Genomic DNA, 23,783 nt, shown 5'->3' on the forward strand with positions numbered 1-23,783 from the left:
CATATTCTCCCCCGGCAAGCTAAAGCTTACCCTACGCGCTTTTATGCAGCTTCTTACCGAACTCTTCGCCTTCTGGCACGCGCAGGCCGGCAAGCTGGGCCAGCAAACCCTTCAGCACATCGCCCTCACGGCCGCCGCGCTGCTGCTGGGCGTGGCTGTGGGCGTGCCGGTGGGGCTGTGGCTCACGCGCCGGCCGCGCTACGCGCCGGCGGTGCTGGGGGCGGCGGGCATATTGCAAACCGTGCCCAGCATTGCGCTGCTAGGCTTTCTGATTCCGGTGATGGGCATTGGGGCCGCGCCGGCCATCCTGGCGCTGCTGCTGTACTCGCTGCTGCCCATTATTCGCAACACGGTGGCCGGCATCCAGGGCGTGCCGCCGGCCGTGGTGGAGGCGGCTAAAGGGCTGGGCTTCACCGATGGCCAAATTCTGCGGCGGGTCGAATTGCCGCTGGCCCTACCCGTGCTCATGGCCGGCATCCGCACGGCTACGGTCATCAATGTGGGGGTGGCCACGCTGGCGGCCTACGTGGCGGCGGGCGGCCTGGGTGAGTTCATCTTCGGCGGCATCGCCCTCAATAACCCGGTGATGATACTGGCCGGGGCCATTCCGGCCGCCGGGCTGGCGCTGACGTTCGATTTTGGCCTGGGCTTCGTGGAGAAGCTTTCGGCGCGGCGGCTACGCCAGGTGGGCGGCGGGCTGCTGCTGGCCCTGCCCCTGCTGGCGGCCGGCTACTGGCTGCCGCAGGCCAGCGGGCGGCTGCGGGCGGGTTTCAGCCCCGAGTTTATCGGGCGGGCCGACTGCCTGCCGGGCCTCACCCAGGCCTACGGCCTCACGCATTTGCCCAACGTGGTGCTGGCCCCGGCGCTCGTGTACGAGGCCGCCCGCAACGGCCACGTCGATGTCATCGACGGCTACTCGACCGATGGGCGCATCCGGGCCTATGGCCTGCGCGTGCTGCGCGACGACCGCCACGCCCTACCCCCCTACTTTGCCGCGCCCGTGCTGCGGCCCGCCCTGCTGCGCGCCCACCCCGAACTGGGGCCGGTGCTCGACCAGCTCAGCGGCCAGCTCTCTGATTCGGCCATGACCACCCTCAACTACCAGGTCGATTATCTGCACCGCGAGCCGAAAGAGGTGGCCCTGGCCTGGCTGCGCCGCAAGCACTTATGGAAGTCCCCGCGCCCCCTACCCCCCGGCGCGGCCACGGTGCGGCTGGGCTCCAAAATTTTTGCCGAGCAATATATTTTAGTAGAGATGTACGCCGCCCTCATTCGGGGTAATACGGACCTGGCGGTGACCACCAAAACCGGCCTGGGCGGCACCACCATTTGCTTCGAGGCCCTGCGCGGCGGGCAGATTGACATGTATCCCGAATATACGGGCACCGGCTTGCAGGTGCTTTTGCAGCCCTCGGCGGCGGTGCTCGACTCGCTGGGCGGCCGCCCGGCGGCGGTTTATCAGTATGTGCGTCAGCAGTTTGCGCGGCGCTACGGCCTGGAGTGGCGCGCGCCGCTGGGCTTCAACAATGCCTATTGCCTGCTCATGCGCCAGCGCCAGGCCAGGCAGCTGGGCATCGCCAGCATCTCGCAGTTGGGGCACTATTTAGAACGCTGAGCTTATGCTGACTTGCCGCGCCTATTAGTTAAATTATCCGCTACCCTTATCGATTATCGATAAGACTTGCTATCTTCGGCGCATCACAACTAGTTAGCCATAAATAGTATGTCTTCCTCCCCACTTTACCCTGTGGCCAGCCCTGCCTTTAACGCGCAATCCATCCGCCGTATTTCTGCCATGCTACTATGGATGGGCCTGGGGCAGCTGGGGCTATGGCTATATTACTGCCTCACGAATTTTTACGGCGGTGCGCGCGCAATTTTGCTACCCGTGCACGCCGGGCTGAAATTTGGGATGGCTCACCCCCAGATTGGCCAGATGCTGGCCTCGCCGGCGGGCTACTTCTCGACAAGCAGCCGGGGCGAGCTACTCTACCACACGGCTTCGCTGTGGGATTATTTGCTGTTTTTCACTATTGGCGACCTCACCATCGCAGATGCGCTGTTTTTGGCCGGGCTGGGCTACTTCCTATACCGGGCCCTGCGCCGGCTGCCGGCGGGCCGCGAGTTTACCCCGGCCGCCAGCCGGGTTATTGAGGGCTCAGGCATAGCTTTATCCTGCATGTTTGTGCTGAAAATGATGTTTAGTGCCTGCGCCGTTGAAGTTTTCAAGGCCAAAACCCAGGGCTTGTTTCAGTTGGCTTACCCCGCTAACAGTACCCTCTATGTAGTGGCCGGGCTGCTGCTGACGCTGTGCGCCAATTTTCTTCGCCGGGGCCAGCAGCTGCAACAAGAGGCTGACCTGACTATCTGAGGCCAGTTATCGTGCGCCTGGATGCGCTGCTGGCCCAGCGCAACCTGAACCCAACCGAACTTAGCGAACGGGTCGGCAGCACCATTGCCAACCTGAGCGTCTTGAAAAGCGGCCGGGCGCGGGCTATTCGCTTCTCCACGCTGGCGGCGCTGTGTCAGGCGCTGGCCAGCCAGCCGGGCAAGCTATTAGCCTACGTGCCCGATAGTTAGTGAGAGCGCCGTCGGCCCAGCCCCAGCAGTATATCTTTTATCAGCGGCACGCGGTAGGCGAAGTTGCGCAGCCCGGCCCGCACCCGCGCCCCTTGAGAGGGATAGCCCGTTGCCACGAGCCGCTGAAACTCCTCCAGCCCGCAGGCGGCCGTGAGTTCCAGCCGGGGTAGGCGGCGCGGGTCGCAGGCCGAAGTAGCCGGGCCGCCGTGCACCGAAAAGCCCGCCTCATACCCCGCCGGGGCCAGCGCGCGCAGCGTGTGGCGGTCGTAGCTGCCGTAGGGAAACGCCACGTAGCGCGCCGCGCATCCCAAATGCTGCGCAATGGCGGCGCGGCTGCTCCGCAGCTCCTTGGCCAGCGCGGCGGGGGGTAGGCCGGCCAGCGCCCGGTGGCTGGCCCCGTGCGCCTCGATGGTCCAATCGGCGGCTTGCAGCGCCCGCAGCTCGGGCCAGTTCAGGGGGCGGTCGCCGGCCGGGGCCGATTGGGCAAACTCGCCCTGGCCGGCGTAGCTGGGCTCGCCCACCGCGTCGGTAGTGAGAAACAGCGTAGCGGCAAAGCCGTAGCGCTGCAAAATGGGCCGGGCCTGGGCGTAGAGGGAATAGTAGCCGTCGTCGAACGTAATTGCCACGGCGGGCAGCGCGCCGCTGGCGGAGGTGCCGGCCAGCACGGCCGGCACCTCCGCCAGCGCGACAACCCGGTGCCCGGAGGCCGCCAGCCACGCCATTTGCTCGGCAAAACGGGCGGCCTCCACGTGCACGGCGGCCATGTAGGGCTCGTGCCGCTCAACCAGCGCGTGATACATCAGAATATGAACTTGCGGACGCGCCATAGGGGCAAATGAAGCGGGTAGCACGCTAGCCGTGCGTCTCGGTCGATGCGGCGCACGGGCTAGCGCGTGGCCTTCCAGTCCTTCTCCTTATAGCCAACTAAAATCAGCATGACGGACCTGGCCACGTCGGCCACCAGCCGGGCACCGGAAAACAGCGCCAGAAAGTGCCGCGGCGCGGCACCGACCAGTTTCAGCCCCAAGGCACCGTAGGCCAGCAGGCAAGTAGCCAGGCCTAGCCATACCCACATACTTACCAAGGACCAGCTACCCGCCAATCCGGCCACGGCCCCAAAAATTACCGCGGCTATCAACAGGCACGAGCGTGGCGGCTGGAGCAGGTCGCAGGCAAAATCGAGCTGCGACAGGCGGCCCCGCCGCAGGCCCTGGGCCAGCATGAGCAGCCCGTGGGCCCGCGCCGAGGCAAACTGCCCCGCCAGCCACCGCTGCCGCTGCCGGCGAAAGGCGGCCCCGTCGCTCACCGTTTGGTAGCTCACGCTAGCCGTGGCGCAATAGGCCACCGGCACCTCGGCAGCCGCCAGATAAGCCTTCCATTCCTTGTCCTCGGCCAGCGAGATAATGGGCTGGGCCATCAGGTGGGCAAAAACCTCGGCCCGCAGGCAGCAGCCCAGGCCGTAGATAAAGGCCTCCAGGCCCAGGAGCTGGCGAGTCCCCAGCAGCACCTGCTGGCGCATGGCCTCGGCAGCGGCATCGAGCACGGTCACGTCCGACTCGAACGCGTTGGCTACCCGCCGGTTGCACTGCACCACGGGGGCCGCGCCGGGTTGGGCAAAATGGCAGTCGAGCTCGGCCAGAAACTGCGGGTCGAGGCGGCAATCGGCGTCGAGCACGCACACTACGGCGGCCGGGCAGGGTAGCCCAAAGCCCGGCTGCCCGGCGGCGTGGCGCAAGGCCTGCGACTTATTGGAGGGGTAGGCGGTGGTGCGTTCCAAGCACTCGGCACCAGCCTGCCGGGCTAGCAGCGCCGTGCTATCGGTGCAGTTGTCGGCCACCACTATCGTCCGAAACCGGCCCGCTGGGTAGTTGAGCCGCCCAATGCTGGCCAGCAGACCAGGCAACAGCTCGGCTTCATTGTGGGCCGGCACCAGCAAAATAAAATCGGTTTGGGCCGCCCCCCCGGCCGTGGCCCGTGGCCGGAACAATTGCCGAATGCGAGCAGCAAAAAACAGGTAAAAAATAACCGGCACGAACACGTACACGCAAAATAACAGCACGTAAGCCTGCAACGCAAGGCATCCTCCTAAAGCCAATCGGCCAATAAAATCTGCATTGAATAGATTAGACATTATACTCAAATAATTATTATAACAACGCAGAAATGATGGCGCTGACCATTGGTACACCTTGGCAAGTTCGCTAGCGGAAAGGATATTTTTTATCGGAAATCATTTTTTTATCTAATTTTTCAATTTATTCTCTTCTTAAAACAATTTGAGAGGCTGCGCCTTAGCAAAGCAATCATACTGCTTGGCCCCAACTTCTCTCATTAGCTGCACCCATCACCTGGATTACCCAACTGCCCAGCTTTCTATCTAAAGTCCTTTTTATAGGTTGTAGAGGCAGCTTTCACTTAGCCGTTGGGTAGCCGGAGTAGCGCAGCCGTGTTTCTACCCCTTGTAGCGAGGGCTGTTCCGGCGGCCACATCCTTTTTTAATTTATTTTTTCCTGTTCTGCCTTGATGCAAACTGCTACTACCCGGCCCCTGGCCCCTACCCCCCCACCCTTCACCGAACGACGCTACGTACTCACGCTTTGCTTTGTGGTGTCGCTATTTATGCTCTGGGGCCTGGGCGTGACGATGGCCGACGTGCTCAACAAGCACTTTCAGGAGGTGCTGCATATAAGCAAGGCCAACTCGGCCTACGTGCAGGCCGCCACATTCGGGGCCTACTTCGTGATGGGCCTGCCCGCTGGCTGGTTCATGAAGCGTTTTGGCTACCAGAAAGGCGTTATCCTAGGTCTAAGTCTGTATGCCACCGGGGCGTTTTTGATGATACCGGCGGCCAACGCGGCTTCGTTCACGCTCCTGCTCGGGGCCTTGTTTGTGCTGGCCTGCGGCCTGGGCACGCTGGAGGCCGTGGCGCACCCGTTTCTGGATGGCCTGGGCGACCCCGGCAGCTCCGACCGGCGCATCACTTTTTCGCACGCCATCAACGGTATCGGGGCGGTGTCGGGGCCGCTGGTGGGGGGCTATTTTATCCTGCGGGGTACGCACGCGGCCGGCGACTTGTCCTCGATAAAGGTGCTCTACGCCATCATCGGCACAGTGGTGGGTAGCGTGGGGCTGGCTTTCGCCTTCGTTAAAGTGCCGCCGCTCAACGCCGAGCACACGCCCGAAACGCGCCTGGGCGCGCCCAATGAGTCGCCCACCGACCTGGCGGCCGACAAAAGCCTGTTTCAACACAAGCATTTTGTGTGGGCCTGCGTGGCGCAGCTCTTCAACACGGCGGCGCAGGGCGGCACCTGGGCCTATTTCATCAACTATGGCACCGACTACATGGCCTTGCGGCCGGGGCCGGCCATCCAGGGGTTCTGGCAGGTGGGAACGCTCCTCAGCCGCACCGTGGGCCTGGTGCCGGGGCTGCCGCACCTGGCCAACGACGTAGCGGCTTACTTCTTCTCCCTGAGCCTGGTGGGCATGATGCTGGGTCGTTTTCTGGGCACCTACCTCATGCAGTTCATTGCCCCCAACCGGCTGCTGGCCTTCGCCGCCCTGGCCAACATCGGCATGTGCCTTATCGTGGCGCAGCACTGGGGCTGGGTGTCGTTCGGGGCGCTTATTGGCCTCAATTTCTTCTTCAGTATTATGTTTCCCACCATTTATAGCTTGGGACTCAAGGATTTGGGCAGGCACAAGCAGCTGGCTTCGTCGTTCATCGTGATGGGCGTGGTGGGCGCGGCGCTGTTTCCGCGCTTCGTGATGGGGCAGGTGGCCAATACCAGCGTGGCGCACGCTTATTATTTGCCCATTATCTGCTACGCGGTAGTATTTCTATACGGGATAAGGTTTTACAAAGTGCAGCGGTAGCTGAAAAGGTCAGCGCGCAACTAGCCCCGCGCCGGGGCGTACAGTCAGTACCTTTCTATAACTGGCTTATTTCTCTGCGCGTCATGAACAGCCCTGCCAATTCTTCTGCTCCCGCCCTACCCCCCCGGCTGGGCATCGCCGCGGCCAACTGGTGGATTTTCGCCCTCACCGGCCTGCTGCTCATCGGACTGAGCCTGTGGGCGTTCCGTAATCCCGGCGAGGCGTTTTTGGGGCTGACCATCTATTTCGCCGCCATCATTCTGTTCAACGGGGTCGGCGGCCTCATCTTCGCCCTCACCAACCGCGCCCACCTGCCCGGCTGGGGCTGGCTGGCTGGCATCGGCATAATGGAAATCGTTTTCGGGTTTTACCTGCTCAACTCGCCTCTTATCGCGGCCGAGGCGCTGATTTTCTTCATCGGCATCTGGCTGCTGCTGCGCGGCGGCGCGACCGTTGCCAACGCTTTCGTGCTTCGCCACCTGGGCTACCGCAGCTGGGGCTGGACGCTGGCGCTGGGACTGCTGGGCTTCGCGCTGGCCGCCCTGGTGCTAGCCGACCCTACCGTGATGGCCCTGACCACCACCGTGTGGCTGGCGCTGGCCCTGCTGGTGTTGGGTGCTGCCTTGCTCTGGCTGGGCCTGCGCCTGCGCCGCGCCGCGCCGGCGAGGGTTGAGTAGGCTTACGTAAAGTTATTTGTCATGGCGAGCGCAGCGCGGCAATCGCACCTAAACGACAGACGAACGACTAGCGTAGGTATCGTTCAAGTGCGATTGCCGCGCTGCGCTCGCCATGACGAACGGTGCGTTCCGTAAATCCCTTCCCCCGGCGGCTTACTTTGCCGCATGAAGCATTTGCTGTGCGCCCTACCCCTGCTGCCGCTGCTGGCGGCGGCCCAATCCGCTGCCCCCACCGAAAACCTGGTGCAGTACGCCCACCCGCTGGTGGGCACCGCCAAGATGGGCCATACCTATCCGGGGGCAACGGTGCCCTTCGGCTCGGTGCAGCTCTCGCCCGATACGGATACCATCAGCTACGAGCAAAACGGCAAGTACAACCCCGAAGTGTACTCGTACTGCGCGGGTTACCGCTACCAGGACCCGACTATCGTGGGCTTCTCGCACACCCACTTCAGCGGGACGGGCCACTCCGATTTGGGCGATTTTCTGGTAATGCCCACCACCGGGCCGCTCCAGCTGAACCCCGGTACGGCCGATAAGCCGCTGAGCGGCTACCGTTCGGCCTATTCGCACGCCACGGAAGTGGCCGAGCCGGCTTATTATAAAGTGCGGCTGGCCGATAACGATATTCTGGCCGAGCTGACGGCCACGACCAGGGTAGGGATTCACCAGTACACGTTTCCTAAAGCGGACGAGTCGCACGTTATCCTGGATATGATGGCCGGGATTTATAACTATCCCGATAAGAACGTGTGGACGTTCGTAAGGGTCGAAAACGACTCGCTCGTGACCGGCTACCGCCAAACCAACGGCTGGGGCCGCACCCGCACGGTGTATTTCGCGCTGAGTTTTTCCAGGCCCTTCAAGACCTACGGCAGCCGGAATTACGATAAAAAGGAAGTGTACCACGGCTTCTGGGGCCGCTTCGACCAGCAGCACAACTGGCCCGACCTGGCCGCCCACCAGCTACGCCTGCACTTCGACTTCGGCCCTACCACAGCCGGCGAGCAAGTCAAGCTAAAAATGGCTATTTCGCCGGTGAGCACGGCCGGCGCGCTGGCCAACCTGCGGGCCGAAGCGCCGGGCTGGAACTTCGCCGACTACCGGCAACGGGGCCAGGCGCAGTGGCAGCAGGAGCTGAGCAAAATCGTGATTCAGTCGCCGCGCCGGGTGGATAAGGAGAACTTCTACACGGCCATGTACCACGCCTTTATCGGCGTGACCACCTACCAGGACGTGGACGGGCAGTTTCGCGGCCTCGACCAGAACAACCACCTGGCCAAGGACTTCACCCACTACACCACCTTCTCGCTCTGGGATACCTACCGGGCCTTGCACCCGCTCTACAACCTGGTGCAGCCGCAGCGAAATGCGGATATGGCCCGGAGTATGCTCACGCACTTCGACCTCAGCGCCGAGCACATGCTGCCCGTGTGGGTCCACTACGCCAACGAAAACTGGTGCATGATTGGCTACCACGCGGTGCCGGTACTCTGCGATGCCATCGTGCTCGGTAACGCGCCTTTCGACCAGAACCACGCCCTCGATGCCTGCGTAACCACCGCCCGCCAGCGCTGGTACGACGGCCTGGGCGACTACATCGACAAGGGCTACGTGCCGGAGGACAAAAGCGGGGCCTCGGTGTCGAAGACCCTGGAGTATGCTTTCGATGACTACTGCATCGCGCAGGCCGCGCAGAAGCTGGGCCGGAAGGATATTGAGCAGGAATTCCGGCAGCGGGCCACCAACTGGCAGCACGTGTATGATGCCCGCATCGGCTTCATGCGCCCGCGCCTGAGCAGCGGCCAGTTCCGCGACAAGTTCGACGTGCTCACCACCAGCGACCCAGCCTACATCGAGGGCAACGCCTGGAACTACAGCCTCTACGTGCCGCAGGACCCGGCCGGCCTCATCGCCAAAATGGGGGGTAGTAAAAAGTTCGTGCCGCACCTCGATTCGCTCTTCACGATGCCTCTGCCCGACCGGTTCTTCGCCGAAACCGAGGACATCACCCGCGAGGGCATCATCGGCAACTACGTGCACGGCAACGAGCCGGCCCACCACGTGGCCTACCTCTACAACTGGACCGACCAGCCCTGGAAAACGCAGCCCCGCATCCGCATGATTCTCAATAAGATGTATCACCAGGGCGCGGACGGCCTCGGCGGCAACGACGACTGCGGCCAGATGTCGGCCTGGTACATCTTCTCGGCGCTGGGCTTCTACCCCGTCGCCCCCGCCTCGGGCGAGTACGCCCTCGGCAGCCCGGCGGTGTACGGCGCAACGCTGCAAGTGGGCGGGGGCAAAACCTTCGTGGTAACCGTTAAAAATCAGTCTGATAAGAACGTTTACGTGCAGTCGGCCCGCCTGAACGGGCAGCTGCTGACGCGCCCGTTTCTGCCGGTGCAGGCGGTGCGGCAGGGCGGCACGCTGGAATTTGTGATGGGGGGTAGGCCGGCGCGGAAATAGGTTGCGCCTATATTTGCCGCAACGCACGGTTAAACCACCTCACCTCGGCTGTCTTGAAAAAGATGAAGCCCCGGTCGGTTGGAACGGCCAGGGCTTCAAGAAGCAGGTGGTAAGAACACCTAACTTCTCCCTCAAATGAGAAATAAGCGTGTGCTAAAACTATTACGGGCAGTCGCAGAGGCTGTTTTGTTGGGTTTAGCGAGTGGTGCAGCGAAGGCCGGTGGCCTGCTGCTGTTTACTCGCTTCTTCCAGCGATAGTTTGGTAAGGGGCCGGGCCGATAGGTTCGGTCCCTTATTTTTTCACGTTAACGCCGCAAACTTACGCTAAGTTGAGCACTTTTCATGAAAATCCGCGAACGCAACGCGCACTTTTCGTGAAAATTCGTGAACGCAACGTGCATTCTCTGTGACAATTCGCGAACTTGACGTGCATTTCTGTGAGCCAGCGAAATAGCAGCTTTTAGCGCCACTATACGAATGACTTACCAGATAGACACCACCACAGAATTATTTTTTTGGTAACAAAATTTCTGTTTTGGTAATTTTGTTACCTATTTTTGATGTATAAAATCTGTAAGGAGGAAGCACGGGCACATGCTTACCAGCCCCTACCCGCTAGTTTTGGTGTGCGTAACTTAATCGCCAGTAGCTACTTAAATGAGGATTTTTAGCCGAAGCGCGATTACTGAGTACGGAAAAAGCAATGCCCAAGCCCGTGAAGAACTAGCTATCTGGTACGCTAAAGCGGAAGCTGCCGACTGGATTGATTTCAATCAGCTGAAGGCCGATATGCCCGCTACGGATTACGTAGGAAACGACAGGTTCGTGTTCAACATAAAGGGTAATCACTACCGCTTGATTGCCATGCTATTCTTTACTACTAAACGTCTTTATATCCGGGGAATTTTTACCCACGCCGAATACAGCAAGTTAAGTAAAAACCAAAAGAAGCTGCTGAATTTATAGCTCCTATCTCGTCGCTGGCCGCGTTACAGCTATCCAAGCTATTATGACTTTATTAAAGAAGCCGGCATCTGTCGAAGCACCCATTGCCCAGCCTTCAATAGCTATCACCAACGCTGCTGAACACGCAGCAGCTATCGACCAAATGATAAGTTGGGAGCAGCAGCCTGGTGCCGCTACGAATAAGAATCTGGATGCGCTGGCCGCTGCCGTTGAGGCATACGAACTAGCTGCTGGTCATACCCCAAGCCCACCAAGTACCCTTCGGGGCATCCTGGAAGTGGAGATGTTCCGGCTCCGAATGCGCCAGAAGCAGTTTGCCAAGCTACTGGGCGTGAGCGAGTCGCGCCTGAGCGAAATCATGAACGGCCGCCGCGCACCCAACCTGGATTTTATCAAGCGCCTGCATTCGACCCTGCACGTCTCGGGCGACAAGCTGCTGGAACTGGTGTAGCAGCAGTTTCCTTCGAGAAATAGGCAAAGCTCCGGCCGGTTAACTGAAGCTTTTTTCGTTACTTGTAGCCACGAATTCCGGCTCCGTCTCACCTGCCCGCCCTACTACCCCCCACCGCCGCCCTGCTCCAACGGACGCAAGGGGCGCTTAGGTTGCAGGGGTAGTAGCAGTCTGGTTAGAACTGCACTTCTTAAGCCTTGATTTTATCGAAAAACTTTTGATATACACCAGATTCATCCACAACAATAAGGTTTTTACGTGCTCGCGTTAATGCTGTGTAAACAAGCTCATCGCCATTTGCATTAGTAGAATCCCGAATAATGAGTACGAGAGTATTAGTTTCCCATCCCTTAAACGAGTGTATTGTTGAAAACTTTATTGTTCCAGCATTAGCCCAAAAGTGAAGTTTTCGTCCACGACGAATGTGATTTATAGCCTGCATGAAAAGCAAGTTACTTTCCGGCTTTTCTACAGCCTCTAACTCATACTCTTTTAAAAGCCGAGAGTATTCTTGTTGTGTTTCGCCTGCAAGTGTAGTTAGTTCGTGAGCAACATACCTAAACCGATGCTCTAAGCCTCTAATAATATCGTAATTAGGTGCAAGTACTACAACATCGTTAGGATGGACTTGTAGGTTAATAATTTCACGTCGAATGAGATTATAGAGAAATATTTGGTCATTAACAGATTCTTTATAATACACTATTTGTCCAGGAGTTTCAAATAAATCTCCTTGCTGCAACTCTACGTCTGCATCAATCTGATATTTACCCTCGAAATAGAAACTTTGAAATGTTTGCGCCACTTTCAGAGTACCCGCATTCATTCGAAATGAATCTTTCAACTCATTCCACCTTCCAGGAACATTTGGAATACCTATTAACTTATCAGCCCCAATCGAGCGATTATAAATGTTTTGTTTTTCGTCGCCGAAGACAACAAACTCTCCATCATTCAGTAAAAAATAACGTTGCAGCATCCTTAACCATTCTGGTTCATAGTCCTGAACTTCATCTACTAAAATCGCTCCGTAACGGGTAATACTATTTTTAACAGACTCAAAGAAGTGCTCGTCGTTAGCATCAACAATAAGGGTATCGTATTCCAAGCCGTAGTTATTAGCTTGAATTTTGAAAAAATGATGATAATTTAGAATCTCAAATTTTGCCCACGGAAAATTCGCTCGAACCTCACTAATTTTATCGTGAATATAATTTCTTAAGGTAATATTGAATGTAAGTACTAAAATTTGACCTTTAGTACGTTCATAGGCATTTACAGCCCTTTTTGCAAGCACCTTTGTTTTACCACAGCCCGCAACTCCCCGTACTTTCTGGCGAATATTTGCGCGGCTTTCAATAAGCTCCTGCTGGCGCTTCGTATATTTGATAGGTTTTCCCATATCCATAGCATGGTCTGGAGGACGAAGAAAACGCAAGAAACTTTGGTACAGTCTTACGTCAAAATGGTAGGATGGCTTATTAAGGCGCGCTTTTTTCAGAATTTCATCCAATCCGTTTTCGTTTAACTTGTCACGACCAAATACATGAGTAAAATGTACATTATGGCAAAATTCATGCGCTCTTAATGTCGTTTCCTCATGAAAATAGACAGCTAATTGGACAGCCGAAAAATATCGTTTATCACGTATATTATATTCAAAAAGTTGGTCTATCTGCAATGAGTATAAGTTACTTTTATACTCTTCTACCTGTGCTATCGGTGAGCGAATAAAAGCGTTATTTTTATTAAGTATCCAAGCGGAAAGTCCTCCCTTAGCATTTGAGTAATGACGAAGATGCCAATCCTTAACTTCAATAATTAGAACTCCCGCATCGGGACGAACAATTACAATGTCTGGCCTATCACCGTTGAGGAAAGGCTGCACATAGATTTCATAATCATCACTCAAGTTCCCGACCAAGAAATCTACGAGGAAGCGCTCACCAGGCTCAAGTGGCACGGGAAGCCTTTCTATCTGTTCGAGCGGGGGAAAAAGTAATGCCATTAGACTATTTGTTAACGCCTTGATTTCGTCTGCAATCTAGGCTATTTCATACTGACGCGCGACGAGCACCACATCAATTTTCAGCCGGGCGGGCTGCCCTTTGCCGAGCTGGAAGCGGCCGGCGGGCGCGTGACGGTGGTCGCCGACCGGCTGATGCACCACAAGTTCTGCGTCCTCGACGGGCGCGACGTGCTCACCGGCTCCTACAACTGGACGCACCGCGCCGCCTACCACAACGAGGAAAACCTGGTGCTCACCACCGGCGATGCCGAGCTGGCCCGGCACTTCCTGCGCGAGTTTGCCCGCCTCACCGGGCAGCCCGACGCGCCGGCCGCCGACCCCTCCGTGCAGCGGGTTCTCAAGCGGCTGGCCGTCATCGAGTCGCTGTTGACGCTCTCCGAAACCGAAGACCTGCCCAAGCACCTCGACCGCCTCGCCGCCGAGCCGCTGGCCGACCCGCGCCTGGCCGCCGTGCTGGCCGCCCTGCGCGCCCACCGCTACGCCGAGGGCACGGCGCTGCTGCGTGCCTTCGTGGCCGCTCACGCGCAGGTGCGCCGTTGGGAAGACCCGCAGCTGGCGGCCTTGCAGCTCGAAATCCGCCGTCTCGAAGCGGAGCTGCTGGCCCTCGAAGCCGAGCGCGCCGAAGCCGGCCGCCTGCTCCTGGCCTTTGAGCAGTGGCACCAGCGCGAGCTGGGCGCGCTGCTGCAAGCCGTGCTGGCCCTGCGCCGCGACGTGGCCCGCTGCCACCGCCAGGAGTCGGCCTATTCGGAAAGCGAGTACCAGCGCGCCGAGCAGCGCTACCAGCAGCAGGCCCACGCCCGCGAGCAGGCCCAAACCACGGCCGCCCACACCTTCGCGCTCGATGCCGACGGCCGCGCCACCCTCAAAAAGCTCTACCGCGAAGCCGCCCAGCTTTGCCACCCCGACCGGATAGCGCCCGCGCACCAACGCGCCGCTACCGAGGCATTTCAGCAGGTACTCAGCGCCTACCAGCGCCAGGACGTGGCCGGGTTGCGGGCCCAATTACTGGATTTGCGGCGCGGCATTTTTACGGCCGATACTACTGCCCCTACCTCCTTGGAAATGCTGCAAGCCCGCCGCGACGCGCTGGCCGCCACACACGCCGCGCTGCTGCACGAGCTGGCCGAACTGCGCGGTAGTGAGGCGTTTGCGTTGGCCCAGGCTGATGAGGCGACGCGCGCAACGTATCTCGCTACCAACCGCGCCGCGCTGCTGGCCGAGCTTCACCGGCTGCAAAGGCAGTACGCGCAGCTCACGCCGCAAGCTGAGGCGGCCGCATGATAACCGGGCGGCGATAAGTAGCGCGAACTTTCCAGTTCATGCGCGAGCGCCAGCGAGCAGGCGGAACTGCGTGGCGCGAACGCCCCTGCTCGCTTCGCTCGCGCACGAACTGGAAAGTTCGCGCTACTACCCCCTCATTTTCTGAGCAGCGTTTAAACAGCCTCCGCAGGTCCGACTGCTTCGCTCGGCATCAGGCGCGTATCGCGCGTATTCTTCTGCACGGCGATGGCCCCGAACAAACTCAGCAGGAAGGACATGGCATAGAAGCCTTTTTCGCTGAGCGTGAGGACAGCATTCCAGAGCCCCACGAGCAGCAGCAGGACGGTCAGCAGCGTGGCAAACCACGCCAAGCCGTAGTAGAGCCCCGTGACGGGGATTTTTTCCAGCTGGTCACGCACGGTTTTTTGCAGGGAGATGACGGCGAACAGGCCGAATGTAAGCACGGTGAAGTAGTAGCCTTTTTCATTGAGCGCCATCGTGGCGTTCCAAAGGCCTACTAAAAAGCCGCCCATGCCCGCGAGCAGGGCAAACCAGGAGGCGGCAATGAAGGCGGCGGAAGGACGGGAGGTAGTAATGGGAGTAGGTGACATGGTTGGAGAGGAGTGAAGTATGGGCCAAAAGTACTAGGCCATCTCACATGGCTGAAAACCAATTTTTTACCTTGTCGGACTTTACAATCGACAAAAAAGCTCTCTTTTTACGACACAAATCCTTATAAACCAACGATAAAACTAAAGTTAACATCTGACATTACAAAGCCCTGCTGCAGCTGGTACGATAACCAGCCACAACAAGGCTTGTAATTTGGGTGGCTTGCGCCACTTAACTTCCGAGAGAAGCTTGCTTATTTTTGCTGCGCTTGTAGAGGTAGGCGACACCGGCGGCTAACAGCGCGCCGCTCAGTACTTTATGCGTGGAAGTGAAGCCGCCGCTGGTGGTGCCGTCGTCGTTGGTTTTGCTGCGGAACAGGCTGGACAGCATGCCGCCCAGGGTGCCGCTTGGTTGGTTATCGCTCATGAGTGAAATCAGGTTGAAGGTGAATACCCGCTTTTTACGGGGGTAGGACGGGCGGTGTTTCCTCACCTACTGCATAAGAAGCCGCAGTGGCTGGCGCAAAAAACCTGCTGCCAAGCGGGCGAGGCTCAGACTTTCACCACTTTTTGCGCCCTACTTTCGCGGGCGCACCCGTTGCGTTTCACTTTAGCTGTTTCCTATGCGTTTTTCCTCCCTACCCCCCTGGCTGGCACCGGTCGCGGCCGGTCTGCTGCTGGCTAGCTGCCAGAGCCATTCTACCTCTTCCGAGACCGCTGCCACTGGCCAGCCCACCGAGGCCGCCCCCACTGACACGGCCAGCGTGCCCACGCCGAATGATGGCATCACGCCGGCCCTTATTGCCCAGCATATCAAGGTTTTGGCCTCGGATGAATACCAGGGCCGGCGGCCATTTACGGCGGGCGAGGAAAAAGCTACTACCTACCTGGCGGGCGAGTTTAAGAAGCTGGGGCTGAAACCGGGTGATAACGGCAGCTACTTCCAGCCGGTGCCGCTGGTGGAGATTACCGGCCGGCCTGACTCCACGGCCACCATTGCCGGCCACGGCAAAAGCCTGACGCTGCACTACCGCACCGACTACATGTTTCTGACCGAGCAGGAAAAGCCGACGGTCGAAATAAAGAATTCGCCGCTGGTATTTGCCGGCTACGGCGTAACGGCCCCCGAGTATAAATGGGACGACTACGCCGGCCTCGACGTGAAGGGAAAAACGGTGGTCGTGCTCATCAACGACCCCGGCAACGCGGGCAACGACACGACGATGTTCAAGGGCAAGGCCATGACTTATTACGGCCGCTGGATGTATAAATACGAGGAAGCGGCCCGCCACGGGGCCACTGGCCTGGTCATCATCCACGACACCAAGCCGGCCTCCTACCCCTGGTCGGTGGTGCAGAGCAGCAACGGCGGCAGCAAGCTGCACCCGCAAACGCCCGACCACGGCGCGGGCAAAGTGGCCCTCGAAGGCTGGATGACCCTCGACGCGGCCAAGCGCATGTTTGAGGCCGCCGGCCAGAACTATGACGCCTTATACGCCGCCGCCAACAAGCCCGGCTTCAAGGGTAAGGACCTGGGTCTGAGCCTGACGACGACGCTGCACAATAAAATCACCTACAAAACTTCCAAGAATGTGGTGGCCGTGCTACCCGGCACCACCCGGCCCCAGGAGTACATTATTTACTCGGCGCACTGGGACCACCTCGGCATTGGCCCGGCCATTGCGGGCGACTCTATCTACAACGGCGCGCTCGACAACGCCAGCGGTTGCGCCGGCCTGCTGGCCATCGCCACGGCTTTCAAGCAGGCCAAGGAGCAGCCCCAGCGCAGCATCGTGTTTCTGGCCGTGACGGGCGAGGAGCAGGGTTTGCTGGGCTCGGACTATTACGCCCAACACCCGATTTTTCCGCTCAAAAACACGGTGGCCGACATTAACATGGATGAGCTGCTGGCCTTTGGGCCGATGCGCGACGTAACCATCACCGGCTACGGGCAGTCGGAGCTGGACGACTACGCCCGCGCCGCCGCCAAGGAGCAGAACCGCTACGTCATCCCCTACCAGCACCCCGAAACGGGCAGCTTCTACCGCTCCGACCACTTCAGCTTTGCCAAGGTGGGCGTGCCCGCGCTCTACGCCAGCGGCTCGTTCGATAGCCGCCTGCACGGCAAGGCTTTCGCCGAAAAAGAGCGTGAAGAATTTGAGGCCAAAAATTACCACCAGCCCTCCGACCAGTTCAACCCCAAATGGGACCTGCGCGGCGCGGCCCAGGATGCCCGCCTGCTCTTCCGCATCGGCCAGAAGCTGGCCGCCGAAACCACCTTTCCGCAGTGGAAACCCGGCTCGGAGTTTCTGGCCGTGCGCCTAAAAAGCCGGCCCCAGTAAAAGCCAGCCCCACGCAAAAGAGCCCCCGGCGAAATCCAGAGATTACGCCGGGGGCTCTTTTTTGAGTCTAACTCCCTACCCCCTTATTTTTGGGCAGCCGTCAGTTCCTTGAGCTTCTTGTAGGTCTTCTTCGACTCGGCAAACTGCTTCTCCACGGCCTTGCGGATGTCGCCTTTTAGGGCTTTGCGGCGCAGGGCTTTTTTGTAGGCCTTAATGGCCCACCGCTCGCCATAGACGTTGGCCGCCAGGATGGTTTTTTCGTCGCGGGCCGTTACCACGGCCTGCGCATCCATCAGCTTGCGGTAGAGTTTGCCTTTCAGCGTAGTACCGGTTTCGCGCTCGCCCCCTTTTTTGGTCAGGTAGTCGTTGAGGGTGCCGGCAAATTCCTTGCTTTGGGCCACCAGCTTCTGGTAGTAGCTTTTGAGCTGGGCGTCTTTGCTTTCAGCCACGGCGCGCTTATAGCCCTCGATGCGGTCATTGACGAAGAGTAGCAACTCGTCCAGCGCTTTGGCAGCGCGCTTGGCCTGGCCTTTTTTCTTGGGGGCTATGAGGTAGGCCAGGCCGGCAGTCAGCAGTGCACCACCCACTACTTTTTGCGTGGTAGTGAGGTTGTTGAAAGCCTGGGTCGTTTTGACACCGGCATCTTTGACGGGGGTAGGCACCTTGTCGAGCAGGTCTTTGCTTTTGTCGGCCGCCTCCTCATAAAGGTCTTTTACTTTATCGGAAGCATTGCCATACAGGTCTTTTGCTTTGTCAGAAGCATTGCCATACAGGTCTTTCGCCTTGTCGGCAGCATCGGATGTAGGTTCGGGCAAGTTCATTGCGTTGGAGTCGAATTAATGGAAAACAGGTGTTTTACGGTAATTCTACCCAATGTGTTAGGCCACCGGTACGACAAGCGTAGTGTTTTAGGCCTTATTCGGTCGTAGAGCGCCGTTTTCAGACTCAAAAATCACCCTGGCCTTCCGCATCGTTCATCTGCGACCGGCGCGCGAACTTCCAGCTTTGCAGTTGTTTAACAACGTAGGGGGCGGCCCCTACCCCACCGCCGCCACTGGCACGGGGTGCAAAATAAGCCACACCAGCTCGCGCAGAATTTCGCCCTCGTCCATGCTGCCGCTTTCGATGCCTTTGCTCTGCGCGTCGGCCCTTCGAATGAGGTGGATGAGGTCGATGGTGCGCTCGGGGCTGAACTGGCGCTGGGCCAGTTGGTATTCCTTTTGGGCAAATTTATTGATGCCCATTTTCTGCAGGTCGGTGTCCGAAGGGTTCGTGGCCTGGTGCAGCATCAGCAGGCGCGTGAAAAAGTTGAAGAGCAGCGTGAGGTTGGGAATCAGCGGGTTGGCCTTGGGGTTGGCGGCGAAGTGCGTGAGAATGCGGTTGGCCTTCAGCACGTCGCGCTGCACCAGGGCCCGTTGCAGCTCAAAAATGTTGTATTCTTTGCTGATGCCCACCAACCGCTGCACCAGGTCCTCATCAATGGCCTGGCCAGCTTTCACATTGAGCAGCAGCTTATTGACCTCGTTGGCCAGCCGGCTTAGGTCCGCTCCAATGTATTCGGCCAGCAGGGCCGTGGCGCCGGGCGTAATCTGCTGCTTGCGGCTGCGCACGTAGCCGCCCAGCCACTGCGGCACCTGGTTGTCGTAGAGCTTTTTGCTCGTCATCAGGGCCACGCCGGGCGCGGTGGCCAGCAGTTTGCCCAGCTTCTTGCGCGAGTCAAGGGTTTTGTGCTTGTAGCAGAAAACCAGCACGGTGCTGGCGGGCGGGTTTTTGAGGTAGGCTTCCAGAAACGGCCAGGCCCGCTCGCTCTCCAGGTCGGCCACGGCCTGCGCCTCCTTCACGATGACGACCGTGTGGGCGCTCATCATCGGGAAGCGCTTGGCCTGGCCCAGCACGCCCGTCACGTCGGTATCCTTGCCGTAGAGCACCGTCTGGTTGAAGCTGCGCTCACTCTCGGGCAGTACCGTAGCTTCGAGCGAATCGGCCACCAGGTCAATGAAATACGGCTCCTCGCCCTGCAAAAAATACACCGGCTGAAACTGCCGCTGCGCCACGGCTTTGAGAATGGTATCGGTATCTTGCTGCAAGAGGGGTAGGGGGCTGCGTGAAGGGGCGGCTGACGCCAGGGGTCAGGGGTCAGGCCCCCGTCAGCAAAGATAAAACCGCTCGGCAGCAGACCTGCGTGCCGGAGGTCCGGGCGCTGGCGCTGGCGGCGGGTAACGTTTCGACCTGGGCGACGGTATAGCGAGCCACCCGACCAGGTTCGCGCCACCGCGAGACCCGTCGGCTCTTGTCTATCCTATGGCTAATTCCTTGTTTTCCCGCGCGCTGGCCGTAGCCCTGGCGGCCCTTACGGGGGCGTGCGGCAGCCCGGACGCCCCCGCTGCGCGGGCCACTACGGCCGGCCGGCCGCAACCGGCGCGGGGCAATCCGTTGCTGGCTGCCAGCTCCCTACCCTACCAGGCCCCGGATTTTGCGCACCTGACGGACCGCGATTTTCGGCCCGCGCTCGCCGCGGGGCTCCGGCAGCAACGGGCCGAGCTGGCGCGGCTGGTGGACAATCCCGCCGCCCCGACTTTCGACAATACCTTGGTCGCCCTGGAGCGCAGTGGCCGCTTGCTAAACCGGGTAACGCTGATTTTCAACCAACTGCTCGATGCCCAAAGCACCCCTACCCTGCGCCGGACGCAGGAAGTGATGGCCCCGAAACTGGCGGCTAGCCAGGACGCTATTTACTTGAATCCTAAGCTATTTCAGCGGGTAGAAGCCGTCTACGCCCGGCGCGGCGAGCTGGCCCTGGACTCCGAGTCGGCGTTCCTGCTCACGTATTATCACCAGCAGTTTATGCTGGCCGGAGCCGCCCTGCCCGCCCCGGCCCGGCAGCAGCTCCAACAACTCAACCAGCAGGAAGCCCGCCTGATGGCCCGCTTCTCCCAGAAAGTAAGCGCGGCCTCGGCGGCGGGCGCGGTGCGGCTGCGCGACTCGGCCAGCCTCGCGGGCTTGTCTGCCAGCGAGCGGCGGGCGGCGGCGCGGCCGGCCCGCGCCCCCCAGGCGGCGGGCACCTGGCTGCTACCCCTGGAAAACTTCACGCAGCAGTCCGTATTGCAGTCGCTCACCAATCGGGCCGTCCGGCAGCGGGTATTTGCTGCCTCCTGGACCCGCGCCGAGCGGGGAGATTCCAACGACACGCGGACCACGATTGCCCGCCTGGCTGCGTTGCGGGCGGCCCAGGCTCACTTGGTGGGGTTTAAAAACTACGCCACCTGGAAGCTGCGCACCCAAATGGCGCAGAATCCCGCCGCCGTCGCTGCCTTTCTGGGGCAGCTGGTGCCGGCCGCCACGGCTAAAGCCCGCCAGGAAGCCACCGCGCTTCAGGCCCTGGTCAGGCAGCAAAGAGGGGGCTTCCCGCTCCAGCCCTGGGACTGGCAGTTTTACGCGCGCCAGCTGCGCCAGCGGCAAGCGGCCGGCCTGTCGGACGACGCGCTAAAACCCTATTTGGAATTAAATAACGTGCTGCGGAATGGCTTGTTCTACGCGGCCAATCAGCTGTACGGCATTACTTTCCGCGAGCGCCCCGACTTGCCCGTGTACCAGCCCGACGTGCGCGTATTTGAGGTCCGGGAGGCGGACGGCCGGGGCCTGGGACTTTTCTACTGCGATTTATTTCAACGCGACAATAAGCGCGGGGGCGGCTGGTCCAACAGCTTTGTTGACCAATCGACCCTCTGGGGCACCAGGCCGGTCGTCTACATCTCGTGTAATTTCCCCAAGCCCCCGCCCGGCCAGCCGGCTTTGCTGACCCCGGACAACATCACGACCCTGTTTCACGAGACGGGACACGCGCTGCACCGGCTGTTTTCCAACCAGCGCTACCGCAGCCTGTCGGCAGCCAACGTAGCCAGCGACTTCGTGGAATTTCCGTCGCAGTTCAATGAGCACTGGGCCTTTTACCCCGCGGTAGTCCGGCACTACGCCGTTCATTTCCAAACCAAAGCCGCCCTACCCCCCGCCCTGCTGGCGCGGCTCACGCGGCCCCCGACGTTCGGCCAGGGCTACGCCTTCACGGAAGCCCTCGCCGACGATGAGTTGGATATGCAGTGGCACACGCTGGCCGCCGGCCAGCCAGTCCAGCCCGTGGATAGCTTCGAGGCGGCCGCCTTGCGCAACACGCACGTTTACCTGCCCCAGGTGCCGCCCCGCTACCGCTCCAGCTACTTCCGCCACATCTGGGCCGATGGCTACGCCGCGGGTTACTACGCCTACGCCTGGTCCGAAATGCTGGACGACGACGCCTACGCCTGGTTTCGGGCGCACGGCGGCCTGACCCGCGCCAACGGGCAACGCTTCCGCGACTTGATTCTGGCGCGCGGCCACACCCGGCCCTACGGCGAGCTGTTCCGCGCCTTCTGCGGCCACGCCCCCACCCTTGCGCCGCTGCTGGCAAACCGGGGGCTAGCCGGCGGTTCGCGGTAGGGCTTGCCAGAGTTTAGTAGCCAGCCAGCAAGTTTAGGAGCTGGCCTACCTTTGCCCTTTCGCCGCGTAGCCACTAAGCTGGCCGAGCGCAGCTTTTCACCCTTTTGCCGGCTATTTTCCGCTTGAACCTCCTTGAAGAACTCTCCTGGCGCGGTATCCTCCACGACGCCATGCCGGGCACGGCCGAGCACCTGGCCACCGCCCGGCCCGTATCGGGCTACGTGGGCTTCGACCCCACCGCCCCCTCGCTGCACATCGGCAACCTGGCCGGCATTATGCTGCTGGTGCATTTGCAGCGTGCCGGCCACCGCCCTGTGGCCCTGGTGGGCGGGGCCACCGGCATGATTGGCGACCCCAGCGGCAAGAGCGCCGAGCGCAACCTGCTCGACGAGCCTACCCTGCGCGCCAACCAGGAAGGCATCCGGGCACAGCTCGAAAAATTTCTGGAATTCAACGACTCGCCCACCGGCGCGGTGCTGGTCAATAACTACGACTGGTTCAAAGACTTTGGGTATTTGCACTTTCTGCGCGACGTGGGCAAGCACCTAACGGTGAACTACATGATGGCCAAGGACTCGGTGAAGCGCCGGGTGGGCGGCAACGAGGAGACGGGCGCGGAGGGCATCAGCTACACCGAGTTCAGCTACCAGTTGCTGCAAGGCTACGATTTCTACCACTTATATAAGGAGCTGGGCTGCACCCTGCAAATGGGGGGTAGCGACCAGTGGGGCAACATCACGACCGGCACCGAGCTGATTCGTCGCCTGGGCGGCCCCGAGGCCAAAGCTTACGCCCTCACCGGCCAGCTCATCACCAAGGCCGACGGCACCAAGTACGGCAAGAGTGAGAGCGGCGCGGTGTGGCTCGACCCGGCCCTGACCTCGCCCTACCAGTTCTACCAGTTTTTTCTCAATAGCACCGATGCGGACGCGCCCCGGCTCATCCGCGTGTTCACCCTGCTCAGCCAGGCCGAAATCGAAGCCCTCGAAGCCGAGCACGCCCAAAACCCCGGCCGCAAAGCCTTGCAAAAAGCGCTGGCGAAGGACGTGACCATCCGGGTGCATTCTGAGGCGGCTTGCGAGGCGGCCGTGGCGGCTTCCGAGGTGCTGTTTGGCAAGGGCGACCTGGCAGCGCTGGACGAGGCGACGCTGCTCGACGTGTTTGCTGGCGTGCCACACCTGCGCGTGCCCCGCGCCGCGGCGCAGGCCCTACCCCTCGCCGTGCTGCTGAGCGAGGCCACCGACAAGAAAATTCTGCCCTCGCGCGGCGAGGTGCGCAAGCTGGTGCAGGCCAACGGCCTGAGCATCAACGGCCAGAAAGCGACTTCCCCCGATTCCTTAGTGGCCGAAATGCCCCTGCTGCTCGACCGCTACCTGGTGGTGAAGAAGGGTAAGAAGGACTACTTCCTGATAGAATTAACTACCTGACCAACAGACCGGAACGCAGGCCAGCCCACAACGCAAAGAGCCCCGCCAATTGGCGGGGCTCTTTAATTAAAGCCGTCCACGAAATCCGATTAATCCGAAAAATCCGGCCGAATCCGTGGTCCAGACTACTTCTTCTTGGCAACGGGAGCAGCCTTTTTGGCGGCGGCCGGCGCGGCTTTCTTCGCAGCGGCGGGAGCAGCCTTTTTAGCGGCGGGGGCAGCGGCAGCACCATCTTTCGACGAGTTCTTCTGGTTCTGCACGGTCAGGCGAATTTCCTGCGCCATGTTCTTAAGCTCCTGCATCCCTTTGCGGACGCGGGTACCAGCGGCCGCGTTTTGCTTGTCGTACGACTTTTCGAAGTCGTCTTCCAGCGACGTAACGAGGTCCTTCAGTTTGTTGAATGGGTTGGCCATGAAAGAAAGTTGAAAATGGGTGAGAAAAAGGGGAATTGTGCTTACGCGGCCCTAATATACAGGGACTTTCTACGTAAGCAACTTTTTCTGGTTTTTTTAAAACCCCATTTCTAGCCTCACAGGGCAGTTTTTAAGTAAAAAATATCGGTTCGGTGAATTTTCAAGCTGGCATTCATCCCTTTAAAATACAAAAACCCTACACAACCAGCGTT

The 23,783-nt window shown here is 59.9% G+C and carries 19 protein-coding genes and 1 pseudogene; 12 read left to right on the top strand and 8 right to left on the bottom strand.

Annotated features, from left to right (window positions below):
• The first annotated feature begins 43 nt into the window (after positions 1-43).
• The 3 genes from A0257_04150 (at position 44) to A0257_04160 (ending at position 2,580) form a co-directional block, all read left to right on the top strand.
• Positions 44-1,615 carry an ABC transporter permease gene (locus A0257_04150; GenBank protein ID AMR26372.1) on the top strand — a complete coding sequence of 524 codons (1,572 nt, stop codon included), beginning with the start codon at positions 44-46 and terminating at the stop codon, positions 1,613-1,615.
• Between the two features lie 192 nt (positions 1,616-1,807).
• Positions 1,808-2,371 carry a hypothetical protein gene (locus tag A0257_04155; GenBank protein AMR26373.1) on the top strand — a complete coding sequence of 188 codons (564 nt, stop codon included), beginning with the start codon at positions 1,808-1,810 and terminating at the stop codon, positions 2,369-2,371.
• On the top strand, positions 2,368-2,580 hold the full coding sequence (locus tag A0257_04160) for a transcriptional regulator (GenBank protein AMR26374.1): 213 nt from the start codon (positions 2,368-2,370) through the stop codon (positions 2,578-2,580). Before A0257_04155 ends, A0257_04160 begins: the two co-directional genes overlap by 4 nt.
• On the opposite strand, the gene A0257_04165 is transcribed toward A0257_04160, so the two are convergent.
• Both A0257_04165 and A0257_04170 read right to left on the bottom strand, forming a co-directional pair.
• Positions 2,577-3,380: a hypothetical protein gene (locus tag A0257_04165; GenBank protein ID AMR26375.1), complete on the bottom strand. Its 804-nt coding sequence runs from the start codon at positions 3,378-3,380 to the stop codon at positions 2,577-2,579. The genes A0257_04160 and A0257_04165 overlap by 4 nt on opposite strands.
• An 86-nt stretch (positions 3,381-3,466) precedes the next feature.
• Entirely contained in the window at positions 3,467-4,651 is a 1,185-nt protein-coding gene (locus A0257_04170) for a hypothetical protein (GenBank protein AMR26376.1), read from the bottom strand.
• Positions 4,652-5,103: 452 nt separating this feature from the next.
• Here A0257_04170 and A0257_04175 point away from each other — a divergent pair, with 452 nt between their 5' ends.
• From A0257_04175 to A0257_04190, 4 genes are all read left to right on the top strand, one after another.
• Entirely contained in the window at positions 5,104-6,453 is a 1,350-nt protein-coding gene (locus A0257_04175; GenBank protein AMR26377.1) for an L-fucose transporter, read from the top strand.
• Between the two features lie 83 nt (positions 6,454-6,536).
• Positions 6,537-7,130, top strand: a complete 594-nt coding sequence (locus A0257_04180; protein ID AMR26378.1) for a hypothetical protein — start codon at positions 6,537-6,539, stop codon at positions 7,128-7,130.
• A 165-nt stretch (positions 7,131-7,295) separates the two neighbouring features.
• On the top strand, positions 7,296-9,599 hold the full coding sequence (locus A0257_04185; protein ID AMR26379.1) for a sugar hydrolase: 2,304 nt from the start codon (positions 7,296-7,298) through the stop codon (positions 9,597-9,599).
• A 657-nt stretch (positions 9,600-10,256) separates the two neighbouring features.
• Positions 10,257-10,565, top strand: coding sequence for a hypothetical protein (locus A0257_04190; protein AMR26380.1), 309 nt, complete (start codon positions 10,257-10,259; stop codon positions 10,563-10,565).
• 641 nt (positions 10,566-11,206) lie between these two features.
• Here the strand turns inward: A0257_04190 and A0257_04195 are convergent.
• Positions 11,207-12,124 carry a hypothetical protein gene (locus tag A0257_04195; protein ID AMR26381.1) on the bottom strand — a complete coding sequence of 306 codons (918 nt, stop codon included), beginning with the start codon at positions 12,122-12,124 and terminating at the stop codon, positions 11,207-11,209.
• Positions 12,125-12,265: 141 nt separating this feature from the next.
• Here A0257_04195 and A0257_04200 point away from each other — a divergent pair, with 141 nt between their 5' ends.
• Positions 12,266-12,544: a hypothetical protein gene (locus tag A0257_04200; protein AMR26382.1), complete on the top strand. Its 279-nt coding sequence runs from the start codon at positions 12,266-12,268 to the stop codon at positions 12,542-12,544.
• Positions 12,545-13,153: 609 nt separating this feature from the next.
• Positions 13,154-14,326, top strand: a complete 1,173-nt coding sequence (locus A0257_04205; GenBank protein ID AMR26383.1) for a hypothetical protein — start codon at positions 13,154-13,156, stop codon at positions 14,324-14,326.
• Positions 14,327-14,478: 152 nt separating this feature from the next.
• On the opposite strand, the gene A0257_04210 is transcribed toward A0257_04205, so the two are convergent.
• Entirely contained in the window at positions 14,479-14,916 is a 438-nt protein-coding gene (locus A0257_04210; GenBank protein AMR26384.1) for a hypothetical protein, read from the bottom strand.
• A 232-nt stretch (positions 14,917-15,148) separates the two neighbouring features.
• Positions 15,149-15,343 carry a hypothetical protein gene (locus tag A0257_04215; protein ID AMR26385.1) on the bottom strand — a complete coding sequence of 65 codons (195 nt, stop codon included), beginning with the start codon at positions 15,341-15,343 and terminating at the stop codon, positions 15,149-15,151.
• 196 nt (positions 15,344-15,539) lie between these two features.
• Here A0257_04215 and A0257_04220 point away from each other — a divergent pair, with 196 nt between their 5' ends.
• A complete protein-coding gene (locus tag A0257_04220) occupies positions 15,540-17,258 on the top strand; it encodes a peptidase M28 (GenBank protein ID AMR26386.1) in 1,719 nt (572 codons plus the stop codon).
• 83 nt (positions 17,259-17,341) lie between these two features.
• Here A0257_04220 and A0257_04225 read toward each other — a convergent pair whose 3' ends face one another.
• Both A0257_04225 and A0257_04230 read right to left on the bottom strand, forming a co-directional pair.
• On the bottom strand, positions 17,342-18,079 hold the full coding sequence (locus tag A0257_04225; GenBank protein AMR26387.1) for a hypothetical protein: 738 nt from the start codon (positions 18,077-18,079) through the stop codon (positions 17,342-17,344).
• Positions 18,080-18,295: 216 nt separating this feature from the next.
• Positions 18,296-19,345: a DNA polymerase III subunit delta gene (locus A0257_04230; GenBank protein AMR26388.1), complete on the bottom strand. Its 1,050-nt coding sequence runs from the start codon at positions 19,343-19,345 to the stop codon at positions 18,296-18,298.
• A gap of 214 nt (positions 19,346-19,559) precedes the next feature.
• On the opposite strand from A0257_04230, the gene A0257_04235 reads away from it, so the two are divergent.
• A complete protein-coding gene (locus tag A0257_04235) occupies positions 19,560-21,731 on the top strand; it encodes a dipeptidyl carboxypeptidase (protein AMR26389.1) in 2,172 nt (723 codons plus the stop codon).
• Positions 21,732-21,853: 122 nt separating this feature from the next.
• Positions 21,854-23,158 (top strand): tyrosine--tRNA ligase, encoded by a 1,305-nt coding sequence (locus A0257_04240; GenBank protein ID AMR29616.1) that lies wholly within the window; start codon positions 21,854-21,856, stop codon positions 23,156-23,158.
• Positions 23,159-23,388: 230 nt separating this feature from the next.
• Here the strand turns inward: A0257_04240 and A0257_04245 are convergent.
• Positions 23,389-23,571, bottom strand: a pseudogene (locus A0257_04245) (histone H1).
• Between the last annotated feature and the right edge of the window lie 212 nt (positions 23,572-23,783).

It is taken from the genome of Hymenobacter psoromatis (genome assembly GCA_001596155.1).
Lineage (GTDB): Bacteria > Bacteroidota > Bacteroidia > Cytophagales > Hymenobacteraceae > Hymenobacter.